This is a genomic window from Streptosporangium sp. CA-135522 (assembly GCF_050949235.1).
Taxonomy (GTDB): Bacteria; Actinomycetota; Actinomycetes; order Streptosporangiales; family Streptosporangiaceae; genus Streptosporangium.
In genome coordinates this window covers 5,068,359-5,090,546 of record NZ_CP192026.1, presented here as the reverse complement: position 1 = coordinate 5,090,546, position 22,188 = coordinate 5,068,359, and the positions used below count along the sequence as shown (strand labels likewise).

At 69.6% G+C, this 22,188-nt stretch carries 23 protein-coding genes and 4 pseudogenes; 8 read left to right on the top strand and 19 right to left on the bottom strand.

From position 1 onward, the window contains the following. Window positions 1–104: 104 nt before the first annotated feature. Window positions 105–341 (bottom strand): annotated as a pseudogene (locus ACQPYK_RS23940) (group II intron maturase-specific domain-containing protein); the annotation flags it as partial. Between ACQPYK_RS23940 and ACQPYK_RS23935 the strand changes: the two are divergent. Both ACQPYK_RS23935 and ACQPYK_RS23930 read left to right on the top strand, forming a co-directional pair. Further along, window positions 321–716: a transposase gene (locus ACQPYK_RS23935; protein WP_433258896.1), complete on the top strand. Its 396-nt coding sequence runs from the start codon at window positions 321–323 to the stop codon at window positions 714–716. The pseudogene ACQPYK_RS23940 and the gene ACQPYK_RS23935 overlap by 21 nt on opposite strands. Then, window positions 713–1,177: an IS3 family transposase gene (locus tag ACQPYK_RS23930; RefSeq protein ID WP_433258567.1), complete on the top strand. Its 465-nt coding sequence runs from the start codon at window positions 713–715 to the stop codon at window positions 1,175–1,177. The genes ACQPYK_RS23935 and ACQPYK_RS23930 overlap by 4 nt, the downstream gene beginning before the upstream one ends. 75 nt (window positions 1,178–1,252) lie before the next feature. Here the strand turns inward: ACQPYK_RS23930 and ACQPYK_RS23925 are convergent, their stop codons facing one another. From ACQPYK_RS23925 to ACQPYK_RS23890, 8 genes and pseudogenes are all read right to left on the bottom strand, one after another. Then, the gene (locus ACQPYK_RS23925) at window positions 1,253–1,483 is read right to left on the bottom strand and encodes a hypothetical protein (RefSeq protein ID WP_433258565.1); all 231 of its coding nucleotides are present in this window, start codon (window positions 1,481–1,483) and stop codon (window positions 1,253–1,255) included. A gap of 340 nt (window positions 1,484–1,823) precedes the next feature. Beyond that, a complete protein-coding gene (locus ACQPYK_RS23920) occupies window positions 1,824–2,120 on the bottom strand; it encodes a putative quinol monooxygenase (protein WP_433258563.1) in 297 nt (98 codons plus the stop codon). 127 nt (window positions 2,121–2,247) lie between these two features. Continuing rightward, a complete protein-coding gene (locus ACQPYK_RS23915) occupies window positions 2,248–2,853 on the bottom strand; it encodes a VOC family protein (protein ID WP_433258561.1) in 606 nt (201 codons plus the stop codon). 144 nt (window positions 2,854–2,997) lie between these two features. Next, entirely contained in the window at window positions 2,998–3,720 is a 723-nt protein-coding gene (locus ACQPYK_RS23910; RefSeq protein ID WP_433258559.1) for an SDR family oxidoreductase, read from the bottom strand. 11 nt (window positions 3,721–3,731) lie between these two features. Then, entirely contained in the window at window positions 3,732–4,859 is a 1,128-nt protein-coding gene (locus ACQPYK_RS23905) for a dihydrolipoyl dehydrogenase family protein (protein WP_433258557.1), read from the bottom strand. Between the two features lie 31 nt (window positions 4,860–4,890). Then, window positions 4,891–5,067, bottom strand: a pseudogene (locus tag ACQPYK_RS23900) (FAD-dependent oxidoreductase); the annotation flags it as partial. 533 nt (window positions 5,068–5,600) lie between these two features. Next, the gene (locus ACQPYK_RS23895) at window positions 5,601–6,284 is read right to left on the bottom strand and encodes a hypothetical protein (RefSeq protein WP_433258555.1); all 684 of its coding nucleotides are present in this window, start codon (window positions 6,282–6,284) and stop codon (window positions 5,601–5,603) included. After that, window positions 6,281–6,571 (bottom strand): hypothetical protein, encoded by a 291-nt coding sequence (locus ACQPYK_RS23890; protein WP_433258553.1) that lies wholly within the window; start codon window positions 6,569–6,571, stop codon window positions 6,281–6,283. The genes ACQPYK_RS23895 and ACQPYK_RS23890 overlap by 4 nt, the downstream gene beginning before the upstream one ends. A 533-nt stretch (window positions 6,572–7,104) precedes the next feature. Here ACQPYK_RS23890 and ACQPYK_RS23885 point away from each other — a divergent pair. Beyond that, window positions 7,105–8,222: pseudogene (locus ACQPYK_RS23885) on the top strand (Tn3 family transposase). Next, window positions 8,171–8,581: a Tn3 family transposase gene (locus ACQPYK_RS23880; RefSeq protein WP_433258551.1), complete on the top strand. Its 411-nt coding sequence runs from the start codon at window positions 8,171–8,173 to the stop codon at window positions 8,579–8,581. Before ACQPYK_RS23885 ends, ACQPYK_RS23880 begins: the two are co-directional and overlap by 52 nt. A gap of 125 nt (window positions 8,582–8,706) precedes the next feature. Here ACQPYK_RS23880 and ACQPYK_RS23875 read toward each other — a convergent pair whose 3' ends face one another. Both ACQPYK_RS23875 and ACQPYK_RS23870 read right to left on the bottom strand, forming a co-directional pair. Next, window positions 8,707–9,993 carry an MFS transporter gene (locus ACQPYK_RS23875; RefSeq protein ID WP_433258549.1) on the bottom strand — a complete coding sequence of 429 codons (1,287 nt, stop codon included), beginning with the start codon at window positions 9,991–9,993 and terminating at the stop codon, window positions 8,707–8,709. Continuing rightward, window positions 9,990–10,529, bottom strand: coding sequence for an ArsR/SmtB family transcription factor (locus ACQPYK_RS23870; protein ID WP_433258548.1), 540 nt, complete (start codon window positions 10,527–10,529; stop codon window positions 9,990–9,992). The genes ACQPYK_RS23875 and ACQPYK_RS23870 overlap by 4 nt, the downstream gene beginning before the upstream one ends. 317 nt (window positions 10,530–10,846) lie before the next feature. Here ACQPYK_RS23870 and ACQPYK_RS23865 point away from each other — a divergent pair, with 317 nt between their 5' ends. From ACQPYK_RS23865 to ACQPYK_RS23855, 3 genes are all read left to right on the top strand, one after another. Next, a complete protein-coding gene (locus ACQPYK_RS23865) occupies window positions 10,847–11,515 on the top strand; it encodes a recombinase family protein (protein ID WP_433258546.1) in 669 nt (222 codons plus the stop codon). A gap of 123 nt (window positions 11,516–11,638) precedes the next feature. Continuing rightward, entirely contained in the window at window positions 11,639–11,824 is a 186-nt protein-coding gene (locus tag ACQPYK_RS23860; RefSeq protein ID WP_433258544.1) for a hypothetical protein, read from the top strand. Next, window positions 11,821–12,621: a hypothetical protein gene (locus tag ACQPYK_RS23855; RefSeq protein ID WP_433258542.1), complete on the top strand. Its 801-nt coding sequence runs from the start codon at window positions 11,821–11,823 to the stop codon at window positions 12,619–12,621. Before ACQPYK_RS23860 ends, ACQPYK_RS23855 begins: the two co-directional genes overlap by 4 nt. A gap of 354 nt (window positions 12,622–12,975) precedes the next feature. Here the strand turns inward: ACQPYK_RS23855 and ACQPYK_RS23850 are convergent, their stop codons facing one another. From ACQPYK_RS23850 to ACQPYK_RS23825, 6 genes and pseudogenes are all read right to left on the bottom strand, one after another. Then, window positions 12,976–13,680, bottom strand: a complete 705-nt coding sequence (locus tag ACQPYK_RS23850; RefSeq protein WP_433258540.1) for a tyrosine-type recombinase/integrase — start codon at window positions 13,678–13,680, stop codon at window positions 12,976–12,978. A gap of 373 nt (window positions 13,681–14,053) precedes the next feature. Further along, entirely contained in the window at window positions 14,054–16,057 is a 2,004-nt protein-coding gene (locus ACQPYK_RS23845; protein WP_433258539.1) for an NACHT domain-containing protein, read from the bottom strand. Next, window positions 16,054–16,461 carry a hypothetical protein gene (locus ACQPYK_RS23840; RefSeq protein WP_433258537.1) on the bottom strand — a complete coding sequence of 136 codons (408 nt, stop codon included), beginning with the start codon at window positions 16,459–16,461 and terminating at the stop codon, window positions 16,054–16,056. The genes ACQPYK_RS23845 and ACQPYK_RS23840 overlap by 4 nt, the downstream gene beginning before the upstream one ends. A gap of 242 nt (window positions 16,462–16,703) precedes the next feature. Next, window positions 16,704–17,123, bottom strand: a complete 420-nt coding sequence (locus tag ACQPYK_RS23835) for an O-methyltransferase (protein WP_433258894.1) — start codon at window positions 17,121–17,123, stop codon at window positions 16,704–16,706. Next, window positions 17,124–17,453: pseudogene (locus ACQPYK_RS23830) on the bottom strand (Tn3 family transposase); the annotation flags it as partial. Between the two features lie 12 nt (window positions 17,454–17,465). After that, window positions 17,466–17,978 (bottom strand): hypothetical protein, encoded by a 513-nt coding sequence (locus ACQPYK_RS23825; protein ID WP_433258535.1) that lies wholly within the window; start codon window positions 17,976–17,978, stop codon window positions 17,466–17,468. 128 nt (window positions 17,979–18,106) lie between these two features. Here ACQPYK_RS23825 and ACQPYK_RS23820 point away from each other — a divergent pair, with 128 nt between their 5' ends. Further along, on the top strand, window positions 18,107–18,487 hold the full coding sequence (locus ACQPYK_RS23820; protein ID WP_433258533.1) for a transposase: 381 nt from the start codon (window positions 18,107–18,109) through the stop codon (window positions 18,485–18,487). 79 nt (window positions 18,488–18,566) lie between these two features. Here ACQPYK_RS23820 and ACQPYK_RS23815 read toward each other — a convergent pair whose 3' ends face one another. After that, window positions 18,567–20,282, bottom strand: coding sequence for an ABC transporter ATP-binding protein (locus tag ACQPYK_RS23815; protein ID WP_433258531.1), 1,716 nt, complete (start codon window positions 20,280–20,282; stop codon window positions 18,567–18,569). Next, window positions 20,279–22,039, bottom strand: a complete 1,761-nt coding sequence (locus ACQPYK_RS23810; RefSeq protein ID WP_433258529.1) for an ABC transporter ATP-binding protein — start codon at window positions 22,037–22,039, stop codon at window positions 20,279–20,281. The genes ACQPYK_RS23815 and ACQPYK_RS23810 overlap by 4 nt, the downstream gene beginning before the upstream one ends. Between the last annotated feature and the right edge of the window lie 149 nt (window positions 22,040–22,188).

Sequence of the window (22,188 nt, the reverse complement as noted above, 5' to 3'; positions counted from 1 at the left end):
GTACCGTAGTGATATCGAGTCACCTTCACGCCAGCAGCGCCGATGAGCTTGATGCCGTCATGAACGGTTTTCCAGGTGCCCGGTCGGTAGAATCTGCGGCGCATCTCTTGGCGGCTGAGCAGCGAGTGTTTATGGAAGCTCCAGTTCGCGACGCGACGCCAAGTGAAGGAGTCGATCGCATTGAACACATCTTTCGCCACCGCCTGCCGGGAGTGTTTCGCCCACCCTCGCGAGAGCCAGTTGAGACTGGCTATCAGCTCGGCCAGGCTCATATGGTGGGTTGACCTGTAGGGCTTCGCTTTCATCTTGCCCTTGATCGACTGGATCGCCTCCTTGGACACCTGAGCTTCCCCCGCTTTTCCGGAGGCTTTGGATCATGGTCCCCGGATCATGGGAAGGTCTCGATCACGGGGAAGCGGAAATACCCGCTGGAACTGCGCGAGCGAGCGCTGAGGCTGTACCGGCAGGCTGAGCCCAGGCCGGTCATCGCGCACCTGGCCGACCAGCTGGGCATCCACCGGGAAGCGCTGCGGAACTGGATCCGGCAGGACCAGGCCGACCACGGCGAGCACGACGACCTGCCGACGACTGCGATGCTGGAGGAGAACCGGCGGCCGGCCCGGGAAAACGCCGAGCTGCGGCGGGCCAACGAGATCCTGCGGGCGGCCAGCGCTTATTTCGCCCAGGAGTTCGACCCGACCCGGCGGCGGTCATGAGGTTCATCCACGAACACCCTGGCCTTGCCGCGGTCGAACTCATTCTGCGAGTCCTGGGCATCCCCGTCTCCACCTACTACGACTGGCGAACCCGTGCCACCCGACCCAGCACGCGAGCGATGTCCGACGCCCTGCTGCTGGAGGAGCTCAAGAAGATCCGGGCCGGCCACGAGTTCGCCGACACCTATGGATCGCCACGGATCCACAAGGTTGAGCTGGTCTACCGCAACACCTGGGCCACCCGCGAGGAAGTCGGTACGGCTCTGTTCCGCTACATCGACGGGTGGGACAACCCTCGCCGCATCCAGAAAGGCCTGGGCGGACTCTCACCGGACGAGTACGAAGCCGCCTGGTACGCCCAACAACACGATCTACCCAAGACAGTCAGCAGCCACACCGAGCTGACCGAAACCAGGCAGGAAACACTCCGGGAAACCAGGGGAACCTCAACCAAGCTGTAGACGTAGTGCTTAGTCGTCCCTCGCTTCTCTTCGGCTCATGATCATTATCAGCGCCAACGGCTGTCCACCTGATCCTCAACCCTGGCTCCTCGCCCCCGGTCCGCCGGGCTGCGCGGCATCGCCGGGCGGCTCAACCGGATTGCCGAGCGGATCGAAAGCGACGTCCTTGTCTTCGTCTCCGAGGACCGCCCGCTCCACGGCGACCTGACCGCAGAGATCAAGCTCATGCTCGCCCAGGCCAAGAACCTGGTCGACCTCGCCGACCCCGTGGAAGAAGCCGCCTCCTGAGGCCCCCGCGCGGGTCATCGACGGCCCCATCGGCCATCACGAGGAACAATCCCACCCACTACCGCTAAAATCTGGACCGATCCTCCTCGCAGGCTACTTGGGGCCACGCTGTCCGGACAGGCCGGTCCGGTCAGTGTCCGCCCCGAACCAACGCCGGAGCCCACCGCACCAGGGGATGACACCGAGCTCTCGCTACCGGAAGACCAGCACTGAGATCAGCTCACAACCACCGGAACAGTCCCTGAACTGCAGCTTGCCCCTTTCTGGCTTACTTGGTCTGCCCCCTACCTTGGCTACATCCCCTTCTGGATCGGGACGGACGACGAGGCCGCCGCTCGTGTCGGGGCCAGGGCGGGTGTCAGAGTGCTCCCTTCTGGCTGTCTCCGGCTGGGTGCGGCACCAGGACCTGCGCTTCGAGAGGTCTGCTGAGCCTGCCGTCCAGCGCGGCCTTGAGGTCGGCGAGCGCCGGGCCTTTGAGGTGTACGGTTCGTAGCGGCCCCGACTCGTACTTCTCGATCATGACCAGCCGGTCGTGTCCTTCATGCAGGGCATACAGCTCGACGCCTGGCTCCTCGTGCACACGCGTGATCGCGGACTTGAAGGTCCCGATCACCTCGGCGCGGTGCTCGGGGATCGGGAAGACGACGACGCTCACGGCGATGCTCCTTTCCTGTCGCTCACGGACTTCATCAGCTATGCAGTGGCTGGAATTCGGTGCCGGGGGTTCACGGGTGCCGGCGCCCGTACCCGTTCCAGAGGCAGGGGCCTCGTTCGAGTCGGGTTCAGGTCGGCAGCTCGGTGCCAGCCTGTTCGGCGAGCATGTACGTTGCGTACCAGGTGGGCCAGTCCGCGTCCCGTCCGCCGGTTCGTTTCTCGTGTTCACCGTGGGCGGCCTCGGCCCTCCACAGCGCGCCCGCGAGTTCGCTCACCGAGGTGTAGGAGGCTGGCGCCGGATCAACGCGTCCGGGCAGCCGGGACGTGATCTCCTGCAACCACCACCTGTTGCCGTCGGGATCTCTGAAGGTGGCACGCGAGCGATAGGTGCCGCGTTCGGGATCGAGTCCGGGGACCGGGCCGTCTTCGGTGACGTGGTAAGTTTCCTCCACCTCGATCCGGGCCGCGACCAGCGCGTTTCTGATGGCCTCGATGTCGGAGACGATCACGTACGACGTGGCCGAGCCGGGGGGTGCCGAAGTGAGGTTCTCCCCGAACTGCACCGAGCAGCCCGAGCCGGGCGGCGTGAGCTGCACCACCCACGGGGGCGTGACATCCAACCGCCAGCCGAGGCTGGTGTAGAACTTCGTGGCCCGCTCGACGTCCGAGACGGGGATGATCACTACTTCGATCTTCTGATCGAAGCCGCCGAGTTGCGCTTGTGACGGGCTCATCGCGGCCCTCCCTTGGTGGTTGATCTTGGTGGTGGTTGATGAGGACGAGGTGCGTCAGAGTTCTCGCCGCAGCTTGCCGATCGCGCTGCCGTCGAAGGCGTCGGTACGGCCGGCCGAGGCGTGCCATGTGACCGCTGCCGGGCTTCACCACACGAACTGCTGGCCGCCGTCGATGTCGTACGTCGCGCCGGTCAGCGCCGTGTTGCTCATGATGTGCACGGCCAACGCGGCGACGTCGGCGGGGGTGACGACACGGCCGATCGGCAGCCTTTCGCGCAGCTCGGCGCGGCGCTCCTCCAACCGGTCGCCGAGCAGCGACGCCGACAGCGGCGTGTCGACGAAGCCCGCGGCGATCAGGTTTACCCGGATCGGCGCGAGCTCCAGCGCGAGGGCAGCGGTGAACGCGGGAAGCGCGGCGGTGGCGGCGGAGACGATGCCGAGGCTGTGCCCGACGCGGCGTCCTCCGGTGCCGCCCATGAGCAGCAGCGTGCCACCGGGCCGCATCCGTCGCCGGGCGTGGCGGGCCACCTCCAGCGCTAGCACCACGTGCCCGCTGATCGCCTCACGCACCTGGCCGGCGTCCATGTCGAGCAGCGGCCCGTAGTGCGGCTGGCCTGCCGTGACCATGACGTGGTCGATCGGCGCCGGCAGGCCGGAGAAGAACCTGTCCAGGGCTGTCGTGTCGCCGGCGTCGAAGGCCTCCTGGTACTGCGCGCCGATCTCCTGCGCCGCCTGTCTGAGCCGGTCGGGGTCGCGACCGGTGATGACGACCTCGGCGCCCTCCGCGCGGGCGCGCCGGGCCGTCTCCAGCCCGATGCCCGCGCTGCCGCCGATCACGACGACAGTCTGTCCGGGGATGCTTCCCACAGTGGTCCTCCTCAAGGTCGGGCTTCGGCGGTCGCCTTGCCGAGCGCCTTCAGCGCCGCCTGGTAGATACCCGAAAAGCCGGGGAAGGGCTGGATCGTGTCGGTCAGCACGTCGAGCGGGACATGGGCGCGGATGGCCAGCGTCGCCTGCTGCATCCACTCCCCCGCCTCGGGCCCCAGTGCGTACGCCCCGGCGAGCCGCTCCCCGTCGCTGAGCAGCGTCAGGAAGCCGGTGGACTCGGCGTAGGCGTGGCCGTAGGTCGCCGTCTTCGGCACCTGCGACAAGGGCGCGGTGCCGCTGTGGCGCGCTTCGGCCGCGCCGGTCGCCGCCGCCTGCGGATCGGTGTACGTGACCCGCGGGACGGCCTCGTAATTCGCTGGGCGCGACCGGCCGAGGATGTTCGCCGCGACGACGTCGCCCTGGTACTCGCCGACGTGCGTGAGCGGCCAGGTTCCGGTGACGTCCCCGATCGCCCACAGCCGCCCGCCCGCCCGCAGGTACGCGTCCACCGGGATCCCGTGCGGGTCCGGCTCGACGCCGACGGTCTCCAGGCCGATCCCGGCCACGCGGGAGCGGCGGCCGGTCGCCACGAGCAGCCGGTCGCCGCGTGTTTCCGCGCCGCCGGCGAAGCTCAGCACGTACTCGTCGTCCTCGCGCCGGGCAGCGGTCGCGTGCGTGCCGAGTATCAGCTCGATCCCGTCCCGGCGCAAAGCCTCGCCGAGTGCCTCGCCCAGCGGTGCGGGCTCGCGGGGCAGCACCCGTCCAGCGCCCTCGACGAGCACCGCCTCACCGCCCAGACGCCGTACGGCCTGCGCCAGCTCCACCCCCGCCGGGCCGCCGCCCAGCACGAGCAGGCGGCGTGGGACGGCCGTCATGCTGGTCGCCTCGCGGGTGCCCCAGACCCCGGTGAGCTCGCGCAGCGCCGGGATCGGGGGCACGATCGGATCGGCGCCGGTCGCCACCACGACGTGGCCTGCGGTGTGGCGGGCGCCGTCGACCTCGACCACGCCGGTCCCGGCCAGCCGTCCGGTGCCCCGCAGCAGGTCGATGCCGTGATCGGCCAGCCAGCGCACCTGCCCGGCGTCGGAGTGGCCCGACACCATGAAGTCCCGCCAGTCCAGCGCCGCCTTGACGGCCACCTGCGCGTACCCGCCAGCCTCGCGCGCCCTGGACCGCCTCGCCCGGCCGTAGGAGCGACTTCGAGGGGATGCACGCCCAGTAGGAGCACTCGCCGCCGACCAGGTCCCGTTCGACGACGGCGACCCTCAGCCCGCCTTCCGCCAGGGCTGCCGCGCAGTGCTCGCCGGGCGCACCCGCAACGAGAATGATCACATCGTAGTCGCTCATCGCGGCCTTCCTGGGGTTGGGGCCCGCGCACCGTACCGCTCGACGCCGTCAGTGTGGGGCCGTCAGTGTGGGTTCGTCGGCGGCCTCTGGCAACTGGGCCGGTCAAGGACTATCTCTACCTGTAGGCGTCAACCGATCGCCTGCCGCCATGCCGGGGCGAGGGCGATCTGGAGTTGCCGGCGGGCGAGGACGGGTTAGCCGCGGCTGACGGGCAGGCGGTAGGCGTCCGCGTTCAGCGCCGAGATGACGACCCGCAGGCCGTCCACGCGCATGATGTCGACGGTCCGTTCGATCACGCCAGGGCCGCCACGGGGTGCGGGCCCCTGCCGAGAGCTGACGCGGGTGTCGTCGGAAAGCGCGGTGACGCACCCGAGCTGAGCCGGCTGACGGCCAATGCGATCGGCTACACCACCAGCGCCGAACCGACGAAGGCGACGCCTCCGGCCTCCCACCGCAACGGCTCCGGGTGACCGTGGACAGGTGTTGAGGCTGGTGAGAGTGTGGCGATCCGGTCTGCCGTAACGAAGCCGCCATCAGATATACGCGATCGCATCGAGCCGGTGATCAGCTCGTCGTGGGCGGCGATGTCGGCGGGTGCGTAGCGGCGGCTCTTGGCCATCGCCACCGCGGTGCGCACCATCGCCAACACCGGCATGCCCGCCTCCACCGCCCGCAAGCCGAGTGGCCAGCAGCGGCCCGATGAAGCCCTGCACCGTGCGGTAGCGCTTGACCAGCTCGGCCCGCCACTCAGCCGCGGCGTCATCGTCAGTGACCGGCACGAACTCGGCCACCGTCTCCACCGCGGCCGCCAGCCTCTCCCGCGGCACCACCTCCTCGATCGCCTTCCACACCTCCACCAGCGACACCAGCCGGTCCTCCGGCGCGGCGATCAGCGCCTCCATCGCCGAGGCCATCGTGCGGGCCGCCTTGCGCAGCTTGGGGAAGGTGCGCAGCTGCTCGGCCTTGCCCGCCCGCTCCGCCCGAGCCAGCAGGTTGGAGGTGATCAGCAGATCCAGCACATCCAGCGCGTCATCGACCGATGAGGTCTCCAGCTGCCGCACCGTGGCAAGCAGCGTCGCGCCCTTGCGTGGCTCGTCCAGTCCCCGCAGTGCGGGCGCTTTTGCGACCAGCCCGTAGCGAGCCAGTGCCCCGAGCTTGACCGCCGGGACCGGATCGGTGGACACCCGGCTGGCTCCGAGCGCGGCGATCTCGCTCACTCACTTGAGCTCCTCGGCCAGCACTCGACCCGAGGCCTTGGCCGGCGCGATGCGCAGCCGTTCCAGCTCCGCGAGCGCCTCTTGCCGTCCGGCACGGCCAGCAGCTTCTCCAGCGCCTGCTGCATGTCCTGCGACAGCCAGCCCGACAGCAGCGCGTGCACCCGCTCGTTTTCCGCCCGCCGTACCTCACCGACCAGCCGCACCAGCACGCCGATGCCCGGCAGCAGGATGCGCTCCTTCAGTAAGTGCACCCGCGCCCGGTCGAACAACGCCCGCGGCCCTTCCACCAGGCCCACACCCGCGCCGCCACGTACTGGTGCACCTCAGCCTCACATGCACCGAAGTCGCGGTAGCCCAGCAGCTCACGGATCTCCCACGCATGACCGTAGGCGGTCTGCTGCCGACGGGCCGTACCCGGACAGCTCCGCCGTATCCAGCCCGAGCTGCTCGGCGACGAAGGCCACCGCTCCCGGCGGGACGGTGCGGATCCTCGGTCAGGAACGCCCCGAGCATCCGCACCGTCCCCCACTGCACCGCCCATCCCAGTTTGGTCGCCGGACGGCGCTCGGCCGGCAAACGCCTCCGGCAGATCAGGCATCGCCTACCTCAACACTCACCGGGCGACCACCCGGCCAGGTGCTCCCCCATGACTACCTCAGCCTCCGTACCTCCGACCGGATGATCCGGTCGCGACGCTTGTCTTGTAGGGGATGAGTCTTTAGTCCATAAGGCCGTGCGTCGCCCGCCCGCACTCTCCCGGCGCCGGGTCAAGGACCGGCCGCTGCTGCCCCGCGAGGTCAATGCCGAGCTGGTGCCGGCGATGGGGCTGGACGCGGCATGGCGGCAGATGGCCGACCGCCTGGAGGAGGCTGGCAAGGACGCGAAGGTGGAGATCTTCGTCCCCGAGGGCGGCGGACGCGCCCGTCTGTCGGTGGACAAGCTCGGCGCCGTGGGTGAACCGGAGTCGCTGACCTGGCTCAAGGCCACCACGGAGGCAATGCTTCCCCGGATCGACCTGCCCGACCTGCTGTTCGAGGTCCACTCCTGGACCGGGTTCCTCGACGCCTTCGGCCACACTTCCGAGCGGCGCACCCGCATGGAGGGCCTGCTCGTTTCCCTCGTCGCGCTGCTGGTGGCGGAGAGCTGCAACATCGGCCTGACCCCGGTCATCGACCCGGAGAACAAGGCGCTGACTCGCTCGCGCCTGTCGCACGTCGACCAGAACTACCTGCGCGCCGACACCATCGCTGCGGCGAACGCCGCGCTCATCACCGCGCAGTCCCGCATTGAGCTCGCTCAGATGTGGGGCGGCGGCCTGTTCGCCTCCGTCGACGGCCTGCGCTTCGTCGTCCCCGTCAAGAGCATCAACACCGGCCCCTCGCCCAAGTACCACGGCTACAAACGTGGCGTGACCTGGCTGAATGCAGTCAATGACCAGGTCGCGGGGATCTGCGCGATGGTCGTACGCGGCGCCCCGCGCGACAGCCTCTACACGCTGGACACCCTGCTGAACCTCGACGGCGGGGTGAAGCCGGAGATGGTCGCGACCGACAACGCCTCGTACTCCGACATGGCCTCGGCCTGTACAAGATGCTCGGCTTCCGCTTCGCCCCGCGCTTCCGCGATCTTCAGGACCAGAGGTTCTGGTGGGCCGACCTGCCCGACGGCGAGGCGCCGGCCGCCGGGTACGGGCCGCTGGAGGCCGTCGCCTGCAACAAGGTGAACCTCAAGCGGATCGCCACGCACTGGCCGGACATGCTCCGCGTTGCCGGGTCGCTCATCACGAACCAGATCCGTGCCTACGACCTGCTGCGGATGTTCGGCCGCGAGGGCCCCCCACCCCGCTGGGGCAGGCGCTCGCCGAGTACGGGCGGATCGACAAGACCATGCACCTGCTCGCGCTGGTCGACCCGGTCGACGACATCTACCGTCGCCTGATGAACCGGCAGCTCACCGTGCAGGAGTCCCGCCACCGCCTGGCCCGCGCGATCTGCCACGGCGGCCGGGGCCAGATCCGCCAGGCGTACCGCGAAGGCCAGGAGGACCGGCTCGCTGCCCTCGGCCTGGTCCCCAACGCCGTCGTCCTGTGGAACACCCGCTACCTCGACGCCGCCGTCGCCCAACTCCGCGCCGAGGGCCATGACATCAAGGACGAGGACGTCGCCCGCCTCTCCCCGCTCAAGGACCGGCACATCAACTTCCTGGGCCGCTACCTGTTCGACATCAAGGCCAGCGGCCCCGGCCAGGGCCTGCGCCCCCTCCGGTACCCGGAGGCTATCGAGGACGACGAGGATTGACGGCGGCGCACCCGGCCCGCTGGGCCACTCGTTGCATCCCGTGGAGGCCAGGCGCCCGACGCTCCGGCGCCGAGGCGAGGAACGCCGAGCTGGGCTTAGCACTGGCTCAACGATCTCGCGGAGCCCTAAATGGCACCCGCCTGAACGGGATCCCAGGATTCCGGGTGATCTGGATCATCGGCTGGGGCGGCGGCACGCAGCGCCGCCTCAACCCGGTGGTTGCTGGTCATGGTCGCCGTGACGGCGGTCATGGTGAGGAGGAGGCCAGCGGCGGTGTAGAGCGGGGTGCGTACGTCGTAGGTGGTGGCCAGCCAGCCGCCGAGGAAGGCGCCGAACGGGGCGGCGCACATGGCGAGCATGCGGGAGGTGGAGGCGACCCGGCCCATCAGGTGGGCGGGGACGATCGCCTGTCGGAGGGAGGGGCCGAGCACCATCGTGGCGCCCATGCCCGCTCCACAGACGGCGAGCGCGAGGCCGGCGACGTACGGGTTCGGGGCGACGGCAAGGCCCAGGATGGCGAGTCCCTCGACTGCGGCCGTGCAGGTCAGTGCGGTGCCGGTGCCGAGTCGTCGGCCGAGGAGGGAGGCGATGCCCGCGCCGAGCAGACCGCCGGTGGCCTCCGCCGTGAGGAGCAGGCCGAAGCCGAAGGTGTCGATGCCGAGACGATCGTGCGCGAAGAGGGCGAGTATGGTCTCCACGGCGAGGAAGGCGATGTTCCCGACCGCCGGACGCAGCGCGAGCCCGAGCAGCAACTGATCCTGGAATACGTACGAAGCGCCGGCCCGCGCCTGCCGCAGCAGCGACTCACGGGCCTGCGGTACGGGCCGGGGTGCGGCAGGCAGCGACCGTACGAGCAGTGCGGAGAGCGCGAACGACACCGCGTCGGCGAGCAGCGGAAACGCCCGCCCGAGCGCGAGCAGGGCACTGCCCGCAGGCGGCCCCGCGAAGCCGGACGCGGCGGTCTGGGTGCCGCGCAGGCGGGAGTTGGCGCGCTCCAGGAGCGCGGGGTCGCGGCCGAGCAGATCCGGCAGATAGGCCGTGGCGGCCGTGTCAAAGAAGAGCCCGCCGAGGCCGAGCAGGAAGGCGACGGCCGCGAGCAGTGGAATGCTCAGCACGTCGAGCGCGGCCGCTGCCGCCGGTATGGCGAGCAGCACCGCACGCGCCGCGTCCGTGACCCACATCGTGCGCCGACGGTCCCAGCGATCTACCAGCGCACCGCCGAGCACCCCGAAGAGCAGCCACGGCAGCGTTCCAGCGGCCGTGACGACGGCGAGCGCCATCGGATCCCGCGTCAACGTCAACGCGAGCAGCGGCAGCGCGGCATGCGACACCCCGTCACCGAGCGAGGACACCGTCTGCGCAGACCACAGCCGTCCGAACCCGGTCGGCAACTTCCGAACGTCTGAGGTCACTTGGCGTCCCCTTCGACCTGCTCGCGCGGTGCCGGGTGGAACAGTGCGAAGACGAGTGACGCGTCCGGCAGCGACGGATCGGACAGCTCCCGGTACTCGTCCGCCAGTGCCTGCAGCCGCGCCCCCAGCTCCGCGAACTGCTCCTCGGTGAGCCGCAGATGCGCCATCCGTACGTGCCGCTCGCCTTCCACCGGCGCCGCCTCCAGGTCCGCCACCGCATGCCGCATCAGCACATCCGGCCCTCCCTCGCCCGGATCCGGCAGCACGATCGCCCGCGCGGCCATTGCGTAGTACCGCTCGGTGACCCCTCGGACCTTCCGCGTTCGTACCACCTTCACCAGGCCGGCCCGTTCGAGCAGTCGTACGTGGTAGCTGGAACTCCCCTTCGCAAGGCCCACTCGCTCGGCGATCTGCGTAATCGTCGCGGGCTCGAAGCGGAGCACGGCCATGATCCGGTGACGCGTGAGATTGGAGACGGCGCGTAGCTGCTCGTCAGTGGTGACGTGGAATGTCTCGGGAAGATCATCGGTAGGCATGGCTCTAATGGTCAACATTTCTTGACCATTAGGCAAGGGGGTTTTGTTCGGGCTTCCGGAATCGGCTGTCCAACACGTGAGGCCTTCGCTCCTGCGCCCTCCTTCTCGGCCTCGCTCAACCCGCACCCGGGCGACCTCGCTCCGGCCGTCGCGGAAGCTCACCCGCACCGCCCCAGCTCTTGAGTCGTCAAGAAACCTTCGTTTTCTGAAGATCGCTCCCAGGTCCGCCCAGGACCCGCAGAGCATTCAAAAACCCCTTCAAAAACCTAGGTCGTGCAACAACCTCAGACCACCGTTTTCTGAGATGATCCGGAGCCATGACCGCCCTCGAACCAGCCGACGGGCCGGATCTCCTCGTCGCCGAGCCGCTCGTCCGCACCGAAATCAAGATCGGATACGCCCGGGTCTCGACCGGCGGGCAGAAGCTCGAACGGCAGCTCGACGCGCTCACCGCCGCCGGATGCCGGAAGATCTTCGCGGACAAGAAGTCCGGCAAGAACGCGCTCCGCCCGGAGCTGAAGGCGTGCCACGCCTTCCTCGACCCGGGCGACACCCTCGTGGTGCCCTCACTCGACCGCTACGGCCGCAGCCTCCAGGACCTCATCAACATGGTCGCCGAGTTGCGCGACCGCGGGATCGGCTTCACCTCGCTCCACGAGAACCTGGACACCACCACCCCCGGCGGCCGACTCGTCTTCCACGTCTTCGCCGCCCTGGCGGAGTTCATTCGCGAGCTCATCGTCATCGGCACCAACGAGGGCCTGGCCGCCGCCCGCGCCCGCGGCCGGGTCGGTGGGCGCCCAAGCGTCGCCACCGAGGAAGTCATCAAGGCCGCCCGCGACCTGCTACCCGACCCCGGCCGCTCCATCACCTCGATCGCCAAGCTCCTCGGCGTCTCCCCGGGCACCCTCTACAACCACATCCCCGACCTGCGCGAACTGCGCGCCGGCGCCGTCCCCCGTCAGCTCGAGGCTCGTACGAGGTAGGGGGCAGACCAAGTAAGCCGGAAAGGGCTGATAGGGCTGGGCCTTCTCGTGTTCCGCGAGGGCGCGGTAGACGCTGGCGAGGGGGCGTGACCCTTGCGCTTGCCGATGGGGATGATCAGGTCCTTGCGGATCTTCTCGACGGGTTCGCCGGCCGCGCGGCGCCCGGACTCCACCCGGTTGTCGGTGAAGATCTACACCCACCCCGAGCGGATCACCGAACTCATCGCCGAGCACCTGCCCACGGTGCCGGCCGCGCTCGACCCCGCGCCCAGCCTGCTGGTGGGCGCTAAGCGTAAATTGGTGCTATGACCGTGGCGCCAATGATGTCCGTGGTTTTGGGCGCCGTCCTCGCACTCGTCGGCGGCATAGCCACCGAGTTGTGGAAGCAGCGTAAGGCTGCGCGAGCCGCAGCACGGCTCGTGTGGCTGGAACTCATCCTCGCCCGCAGCGCACTGCTCGGGGCGGTGGCCCTAGGCCAGTGGCCAGACGACTTCCCCTTCTCGGACGACGTATGGATGGCGCAACGCGACCGGCTGGCTCTCGGCTGGGACACGAAGGCCTTCCGCGACGTGCAGACGGCCTACCTGCAGCTCCACGCGATCGCGACCACGCCACCCGCGGAACGGGGTGACACCGCGCTCTTCTGGCCGGCACTCGTCACGGTCGACGGGGCTGCCGAGGCGGTCGGCAAGGAAGCGCGGGTGGGCAAGAGGGAGCTCGATCAGTTCCGGCGGCCGCTCGCCGAACGTCTCGAAGAGACCCGCACCTTCGTCGAGCAGGTGCTGGCAGCGGGCCCCGAGGGCATGTCGGACACCTTTAACGAAGAGGCCTTCCAGCGGGACGCGGCCGGAATCCTGTTCCACAGCAAGGAGCTGGTCGCCTGGCTCTGGCCGCGCTCGAAGGCGTTGGACCAGTTCCCACCGGAGCTCCGGGCCCGAGCTGCCGAGGCGATCGCCCATCAGCAACACACCGCGCCGCCCTGGACAAAAGGCGGCGCCGCTCAGTTCGGCGCCGTACCGCCAGGACAGGCTGGCCCGTTCGGCATCCGCCCCGAGCCAACGCCGGAGAAGGATCAGGAGCATCCGCCGTCGGCAGAGCAACGCTGAAGGTCGCACATCAGGTGCTGATAGGGCTGGTCAGAGGCCCTACCAGCCCTTTCCGGCTTACTTGGTCTGCCCCCCAGGTAGGCGAACCCCAGCAAGATCGTTCTCACCGGGATTTCCTGTACCTCAACTACTCACACCCGGACTACTGGCAGTCACCTAAGATGATCGGCCACCTCAGGGAGACATGCTCGGCCCAGGTCAAGCGCTGCGGTCGAAACCGCTCCCCACTCGGGTCGGCCCTCCGCTCCTGAACGTGACTCCAGCCGCCAGGTAGCCGATCCGTCGGCTTCGGGGGCGCACTAAGAGTCGTGTAGCCAGGTACACGCGATTGAGTCCGCCCAGTTCAGCGGCGCCCTACTGATCGGTGGGGAGGTGGCTGACGGCGTCTTCGAGGTCGGCGTGGGTGGGCAGGGTGTACCGGCGCGTGGTGTCGAGTCGGGCGTGGCCGAGGAGTTCGGCGACGACGACGATGTCGACGCCCGCGCGCAGCAGGTTGGTCGCCAAGGTGTGCCGCAGGATGTGGGCGGACAGGGCGAGGGCGCCCGCGTCGTCGACGATGTCGGCGTCGGCGGCGAGTTCGTCCATGAGCTGGTCGACCGCCCGAGTCGACAGACGCCCGCCGCGGCGGTTGAGGAACAGCGCCGGGGTGTCGGCGCCGGGCCAGGAGGCGCGGTCGGTGCGGCACTCGGTGACGGAGGTCCTGGCGGTGCCGTCCAGGAGCGGGATCTCGCGGGAGGTCTCGCCCTTGCCGGAGCGGACGATGACCTTGCCCTTGCGCGCCGAGAGCGGGACGTCGTCGTCCAGGGCGACGAGCTCGGCGATCCTGACTCCGGAGTAGAACAGCAGCCGGCCGATGGCGCGGTCACGGGCGAGCGGGCGGCGTTCGACGGCGCGCAGGTAGCGCTTCTGCTGGCGGGTGTCCGGGGCGCGGGGCGCGAGCTTGGGCGCGTCGTCGCGGCGGACCACGGCGGGGCCGAGACCGGGCTGGGCGAAGAAGTGGTCCAGCGCGGCGAGGTGGGCGTTGACGGTGTTCGACGCGCGGTGCAGCACGGTCTTCATGTGGGTTTTGTAGTCGCGGATAGCGAAGTCGCGGTCGTGGGCGTCGGTGAGCGGATCGCCGTCCAGGCCGCTGGTGTTGAGCCAGGCGAGGAAGGTCCGAACCCGGAAGTCGTAGGCGCGGCGGGTGTCGCCGTCCAGCGGGGCCCGCTTCAGCGCCGCGGCGTAGGCGGCGTGGACGGTGGCGACGCCGCGGGTACCGCTTGGCGCTGACGCCCCACATGACCCTCGCAGTATCAGAAGTGGATTCGCCGGGCTAAACGTAGCCCAGGACCGCGATATCAGAAGCTGAGCCGCTGGCCGGCTTCTGATACTGAGAGATATCAGAAGCGGAATGATCCTCGGTTCGCCATACAGGTAGGACGGTCGGCTCACGCTACCAAGGTGGGTCACTGTAGAGGTTACGACGGGCAAGGTGATCGTGGTATTCCGCGTGCCGGAACTGGTAGATCGGGCCGACGGTGCGCAGCAGGCCGAGCCGGTGAGCGTCGTCGAGGAAGCCGATGAGGTCACGGGGGAACCCCTGACCCTTGGCCAGCCGCCGGGCCGCGGCGGAGTACCTGCCCCACGCGGCCTGCTCCCGCCAGTAGGACCAGCCGACCACCCAGCCCGTCAGCGCGCCCACGGGGGCCGCGATCAGCAGTCCCGGGAGCCAGCCCCAGACCGGACCGAAGGAGAGCCCGGCCGCCAGGGCTCCGACGAGGGTGGTCGTGCACGTGTGGAAACGGCCGACGGCCCGGGCGCCGCGCCAGCTCGTCATCGGGGTCGTGGGGTCCGCGGTGGAGACGGGGACCTCCGCCCAGTCCTGGAGCGCGATCGGGAGTGCCATGATGACGGCGAAGGAGAACCCGAACGGGACCGCGAAGACCCGCCAGTCCGTCATGGCGTAGTACACGAAGCTCGCGAGGAGAGCACCGCCGACCAGCCCGATCGTGAGGGCGAGGGCCAGCTTCCGGCCGAGCGCGCCGACTCTGCCGGACAGCGTCAGGTTCAGCGTGGCCAGCCTCGCGTCCGCCCAGCTCGGCGGGGGCGTGTAGGAGTCGTAATATCCCGGTATGTAGTTCTGGGTGCCCATGCTGAACGGCGCCGCCGGTGGGTTGTAGACGGCGCTGGTGAGGAGCCACCAGGCCAGATCACGGGTCCGGGCCTTACGCGTGAGGAAGTCGGCGAGGAAGCCGAGCCAGCGCTCGACGTCCGCGGGATCGTAGCGGCGGCGGGGCAGCAGCTGCTCCTCGGGATGGCCGGCGGGCGGCCTGTCGCCGGAGGGCCGGGTGGCGATGACGGCGGCGGCGAGCCGGTCGAACAGGTGAGTGCGCAGCGCCTCCGAGCTGGGGAACCCCGCGAGTTCGGCGGGGTCGCTGCCGGGCACGTCGTAGACGGTGCGCAGCAGCCACAGGCCGAGCGGGACCGTGGTGACCGCGGCCAGAGCGTCCCACGGCCCGGTGCCGCCGCCGGCATCGGCGGTGCGGAGGCCGTCGAGGACCGGTCTCCACGCCTTGGCCTTGATCGGGGACAGGGACCCCAGGTAGTCCGCTGCCACGGTGGGCGGAAGCGGGCGGGCCTGCAGTGTCGCCGAAGAGGTGATCACGTCGCCAACCGTGCGGACAGCCGTCCGGAACTCCTTCGTCCGGCTGGTGAGGATGAGCTGGTCGTCGTCGCCCAGCGAACGGTTCAGGGCGGCGATCACCTTGCCCTGGGTGCCTTCGGGCAGCTCGTCCAGGCCGTCGAGCACCGGCAGGACGTGGTGTCCGGCGACCAGGGCGTGAACGGTCGGCGCGTGCTCCTTCGAGCGCAGCATGGGGTAGTCGCGGGTGAGCCGGTCCTCCAGCCAGGAATGCAGCTTCGGGAACCGGTCGGTGTTCCAGCCGGAAACCGGAAGGAGCACCGGGACGGCTTCCCCCGGCAGGCGCGTGCGCAGCAGTCGCAGCAGCAGTTGCACCGCGAGGGTGGTCTTGCCGCTGCCGGGGCCACCGACGAGCACCAGGCGGCGGCGCCGGGTCTGCCGGAACCGTTCGGTGAGGCCGCCGATGTCACCACTGGACGCGTCCTCCCACCGCGACGCCGCCTCGCCGGTCTCCGGCGGGTCGATGGCACCGGGCTGGTCGGACAGCGACGGCCGGAACCGCCACCCCACCGGGATCGGATCAGGGTAGGCCAGTGACCGCCGCCGGGCCTCGTTCTCCCACTGCTCCCGGACCTGCTCCGCCAGTTTCCGCGCCGTGAACTCCACCTCTCCCGGCCCGAGGGCGGGCTGCCGCACGTGCAGCTGCCCGATGTGGGTCTGAGGATTGACGATGTCGCCGCCCGCGGCCATCGAGGCGGGCCCGCTGGCCTGGATCCCGGAACCGCCTCGCCGCCGCCGAGCGCGTCGCCACTTCATGGGGCCGTCGGCTCCTCGCCTGTCACCTCGGTCCGCGCGCCGTCGATGTCCCCGCCCGCGGCGATCGCCCCCGCTCCGGACGCGGTCACTCCGTCCGCAGGCGCAGGCTCGCCCCGTTCCCGCGGCGTTGACCACAGAAGCCGCACCTTGGTCCTGGCGTCACGCACCGACCCCGATGCCGCGACGGACCCGGGCCCGGACGCCGATACCCGGGACGGCGGCGCGGGCCGCTCGGCGACCGTCAGCCACCAGGCCAGCCCACCGCCGACCACCACGAGCGCCGCGACCGCGGCCCACCAGGCCGCTGCCCACTCCTGGGTCAGCATCCCCGTCGCCACATTCACCGCCGCCGCCACCAGCACGGTCCCGGCCGCAGCGAGCCCCCGCTTGGCCCCTGCACCCATATCAGCCTCCCGGACAGCGCTTCCTGGCACACCTGGGATATCCCCGACCACCACAAAATCGTTCCACCCACCTCACAGCCGCCAAGGCTCCCGGAGCATGATCAACCTCGCGGAGAACCAGCCGATCGGCTGACCAAGAGCCTGCTTCCTGCCTCTCACCAGCCCATCTCAGCCCGTTTGGGGCTCATGACATCGTTCTTACCGGCACCCCTACGTGCAGGCGCGCGAGCGTGGACGCGGCGTCAGGTTCGGCAGCTGATCTCCATGCCGTCCTCCACGGGAAACGCGATGGTGACGTATCCGTGTGCGGGGTCGCGGACGTAGGCGAGATAGTCGGCCATGCTCGCGAAGGTGGTGTCGTCGGCGACGATGAGGGCGGCCGGTGCGAGGCGGTCTTCGAGCAGCCGCAACACCGGCAGGCAAAGGTCCTTCCAGCCGTCGAGTAGCAGCAGGCCGATAGGTCCGCGAACCTCGGCCAGAGTCAGCAGAGCGTCGCCCGCCAGGATCGTCACGTGCTCGGCGACGCCGGCCTGCGCCAGGTTGCCGCGCGCGGCGTCGACCTTGGTCTGGCTGAGCTCGGTCGTCCATACGTGGCCAACGCCGTTGTCGGCGACCGCGGCGGCCAGGTGGATCGTGGAGGTGACGATGACCGTCGCGTGCACCTCGGACGCCGAACAGCTGATCAGCTGGGAGTGCACGGCCATGGATCCGCCGGTCTCGACCGTCCAGTAGATCAGCACGCCGCGCTCGGCCCTGCGGTAGCGAGAGTGCCACTCGGTGAAGATGTTCCGATCGAACGCCGAGAAGTGGGTGGAGTCCGAGGCGACCGCGGTCGTGCCCTCGCCCCACGGCGGCCCGCCGGACGGCGAAGGTGGCGTTGGCGATGATCCGGGGACCTCGCGGCAGGCCTCGACGGTCAGGTAGCGGCGGCGCGCATACCGCAGGTCGTCCTCGGTGTGCGGGTGGTCGCCGGCGGCCACCGCGCGGATCCCGGTCCCCGTCCCCTAAGCGTAGATCAGCAGCAGGAGCCGTTCGAACAGCACGGCGGCGTCCAGGTGGTTCTGCGTCCCGGCCGGGGTGAAGACGTTCAGGCAGCCCGTCCGCAGCGCGGTCTCGGTCAGCATGTCCATCAACGGCACGACGCCCCACCGGTCCCGGATCGCCGCCTTCAGCCGGCGCAGGTTCCGCGGCTCCGGGACGGCGTCCAGCGGGGTGAGATGGATCGCCCCGGCGTTGCACCGTTCGGCGATCTTCAACCAGGCCAGGCCCTTACCGCCCAGGGCGTCGTTCAGCGCCGACAGCCCGGCGTCCATCTCCTGCCGGAGCTGGTCGACGAACACCTGCGGATCCAGCGGTTTGCGAAGCGTGGCGCAGTTCTCCGCCCGGTCGGCCTCGAAGTCTTTCGGCAGCTCGTCGTCGGGGTTGCGCCACCGGTCCGCGCCGACCACCCAGATCTCCTTGCAGCGCAGCTTCTCCCGTAGCGTCTTCCAGACGCCGCACTCGTACACGGTGCGCAAGATCCGCACTGGCTGCCAGCGCTCATCATTCACAGTCCACTCTGGCCGCCGCCCAGGTGATCGGGGAGATCGGCGCCACCCCGCAGGAGTTCTTCGCCACCGCCGCCAACCTCGCCTCCTGAGCGGGCATGTGCCCAGGCAACCACGAGTCCGCCGGCAAGCGCCGCTTCGGAGGGCGCTGCCACGACAACCAGCACCTGCAACCGGTCTTGGTGGAGGCGGCCTGGTCAGCGGTGCGACATCCCGGCTACCTGCGCTCCCTCTACCACCGGCACGTGATGAAGAACGGCGGCTACCGCAGTCCGGTGGCCAAGAAGAAGGCGATCGTCACCGTCGCCCACGCCATGATCGTCATCATTTGGCACGTCCTGGCCACCGGCAAGCCCTACCACGAGCTCGGCGAGGACTACTTCACCACCCGCAAAGACCCCGAGAAGGAGGCACAGCGGCTCATCGCCAAGCTCCAGGTCCTCGGCCACAAGGTCACCGTGGAACTCGCGCCAGCCTGACCAGCCTCCATCGAGACCCTGACCGACGATCATCAGCCAGGGTCCGCTGCCGCCTACTTCACCGAGGTCGATTCACGTGTCAGTCATGCGCTGCCGGTGTCAGGGAGACATTCCAGAAGTCGGCGTAGTGGCCGCCGCGGCGGAGCAGCTCGTCGTGGCTGCCTTCCTCCACGATCCGACCACCATCGAGAAAGGCGATGCGATCGGCGCGTCGGACGGTCCGCATCCGATGCGCGACCATCACCACCGTCCGGCCCGCCATCAGGCGCTCGATACCCTCGTGGACGGCCGCCTCGTTCACCGGATCCAGCGCGGAGGTCACCTCGTCCAGCAGCACGATGGGCGCATCCTTCAACAGCGCCCGCGCGATCGCGACACGCTGACGCTCACCACCCGACAGCAGTACGCCGCCCTCGCCGACATTCGCCGCCCATCCCCCGGGCAGCCGCTCGATCACCTCATCCAACCGCGCCGCGGTCGCCGCCGCCCGCATCTCGGTTTCGTCGGCGTCGGGACGGCCGAGACGCACGTTCTCCTCGATCGTGCCGTCGAAGAGATAAACGTCCTGGAAGACGATCGAGATCTGTGCCATCAACACCTCGGTGTCGATCGCACGCACGTCGGCGCCTCCCACGCGTACCGCGCCCGCGTCCACGTCGTAGAAGCGCGCGAGCAGCTGCAGCAATGTGCTCTTGCCCGCACCCGACGGCCCGGCGACGGCGAGCCGCTGCCCCTCCGGCACGGACGACGACACGCCGTCGATCACCGTGGGGTCGCCGTGCCGGAAGGTGACGGAGTCGAACTCCAGGTGATGGTGTTGCGGCTGGATCGGTTCGGGTGCTTGCGGCAGCGGCGCGGTGCGCAACACCGCGTCGAGTCTGGCCAGTTCGGAGCGCGCGGCGCGGAGTTTGCCGCCGATGTCGGCCAGCGACAGGACTGGATCGGCGCAGCGGGCGGCCAGTACCAGGATGGCCAGCACCTCTGCCGCGCCGATGTTCCCGCCGAGCGCGAGGTAGGCGCCCAGAACCAGCGACACGGTGAACATCGCCTGCACCACGAGCGTCAAGCCGATCATGCCGGGCAACACCGACAACACGGTACGGCGGGACGCGGCCTGGACTTCCCGCAGCGCGTCGTCGAGCAGCCGGAAGCGTTCGCCGGTCCGGCCGCCGGCGCGCAGCACCGGCTGGGCCTGGAGGAACTCGATGACCCGCCCGGTGGCCTCGTGGTCGCGTTCGTGGCGGTCAGCATCGCCTGCGGCCATCGAGCGGCCGGTCCAGATCTGGATCGCCGCCACGAGCGGTGCGGCGACCAGCGCGGCCAGCCCTAGCTGCCAGTTGAAGGCGAGCATCACGGCGACGATCGTCAGGGGAGTCACGCAGGCGGAGATGAACGGTGCCAGCAGATGCGCGATCACGCCCATCGTCTCCAGCACGCCCTGGCTGGCCAGGACGGACACCTCCCCGACGCGGCCGGTGCTGTACCAGCCGAGGGGCAGCCGGGCCAGATGATCGCCGAGGCGGTGATACATGCCACGCAACAGCGTGGTCCCGACACGGAAACCGGACAGATCGCTGACATAGCGCAGCACCGCGTAGACCGCGGCCGCGGCCCCGAACGCGATCAGCCAGGGCCGGGCGTCCCCCGGCGTGCTGCCGAGCAGTGCCCGCAGCACCGGAACCAGCAGTGCGTAGGACAGACCCTCGACGATCGCGGTCATCGTCATCAGGGCCACGGTGCGACGCACCGGCTGGGCGTAATCATGGCCCAGCACGCGCAGCAGCATGCGAATCATCGGTGCTCGTCTCCTTGCAGTACGCCATCGTGGGTTCCGAGCTCGTCGGCGACCGCCGATCGGTGGGCTCGCCAGAACGTGGCGAACTTCCCGTTCCGATCCAGCAACTCGGCGGGCCTGCCGCGCTCGACGATCGACCCGTTGTCCAGCATCACGACGGTGTCGGCGTCGGCGACCGTCTCCAGGCGATGGGCGATGACCAGGATCGTCCGATCGCCCTCCAGCACCGCCAATGCCTGCCGTACCGCCTGCTCGGTCTGCGGGTCGGCGAATGCGGTCGCCTCGTCCAGCACCAGAACGGGCGCGTCGGCGAGCAGCGCGCGGGCGAGCGCGATCCGCTGCGCCTCGCCACCCGACAGCCCGGCCTCCTGCCCGAGCACCGTGTCGTAGCCGCGTGGCAGCTCAAGAATTCGATCATGGATGTTCGCCGTCCGGGCGGCGTGCATCACCTCATCGAGGTCGGCATGCGGTACGGCAAGCGCGATGTTGTCGGCGACCGAGGCACGCAGCAGGCGCACGTCCTGGAAGACGAAGGAGACCATCCGGTAGAGGTCATGGCTGCTGAGCTCGCGCAGATCGACGCCGCCCAGGGTGATCGAACCGTGGGTCGGGTCGAAGAAGCGCGGCAGCAACTGGACCAGCGTGGACTTGCCGCTGCCCGAGGGCCCGACGATCGCGGTGACCGTGCCCGGTTTGAGGACCAGGTCGATCCCGCGCAGCACCTCGCGATCGTCTTCGTAGCCGAAGCGGACGTCACGCAGTTCCACCCGGTGTCCCTGCGGCGCGATCGGGTGGGCGGGCTCCGGCAGCGGCGCCACCTCGAGCACGTCCCGGATCCGACCGACCGCGCGCCGGGCGGCCTGCAGAGCGTCGAAGCCGTGGCCGAGAGCCGCCACCGGAGCGGTCAGGCCCAGTCCGAGCAGCAGGAAGGGCAGCAGGTCGGCCGGGGGCAGGCCACCGGTCGTGATCAGGGCGGTGCCGCCGATCAGGACGACCAGCAGCACGAACGGCGGTGACAGTACCAGTTGCATCCCCGCGGCGATCGCCGAGAGGCCGCGCACGAAGCGGTAGTAGATGCCGACGAAATCGTCGGTGGCCGTGCGGAACCTGCGGTGGGCGCGCCCTGGATCGCCGAACGACTTGACCACTGAGATGCCCTGGACGAACTCGACGACGGAACTGGCGATCTGCCCCATGGCCGCATCGAACTGCTTCTCCTCGCGCAGCCGGGTCGGGGTCATCATCAGCGGGACCAGCGCCACTGCCAGCACCACCGGGATCAGCGTGATCAACGTGAGCCGCCAGTCAATGGTGAACAGGTAGACCAGCGAGAGCAGTGGCACCACGAATGCGGAGACGAGCTCGCCGGGGGCGTGGGCGATGAACGGGTGCACGGCACTGACGTCCTCCCCCACCACCTTCGCCAGCTCGCCGGTCCGGCGCCGGGACAACCAGCCGATCAGCACGCCGCCCAGCCGCGCGGCCAGGTGCCGGCGAAGGGCCAGTTGCACCCGGCCGTCGAGCAGGTGCCCGATTCCGGATGATGCGGCCGTGAACAGCAGTCGGACGAACAAGCCGACCGCACCCGCGATCACGATGAACCAGACATGACCGTGATCGATCGGGCCAGGCGCTAGCAGGCTGCGCCCCAGTTCGACGACCGCCAGCAGCGGCGCCAGACCCGCCACAGCACCGATCACCTGCAAGATGACAACGGTGGCGAAGCTCCACCGGTAAGGGCGCAGCAACCCTGCCACGGACTGTCCCCCGCGTCATCGGCGTCCAGTGAGGGTGGGGACTGCTCCCTCGTCGGCGCAAAGTCGGTCGTGGTCATCGCTCTCCTGTCTTCGTGGCGGGGCCCCTGTCAGCCAACGAGGGCCCTCCGGAGGAACTCGAGGATCTCTAC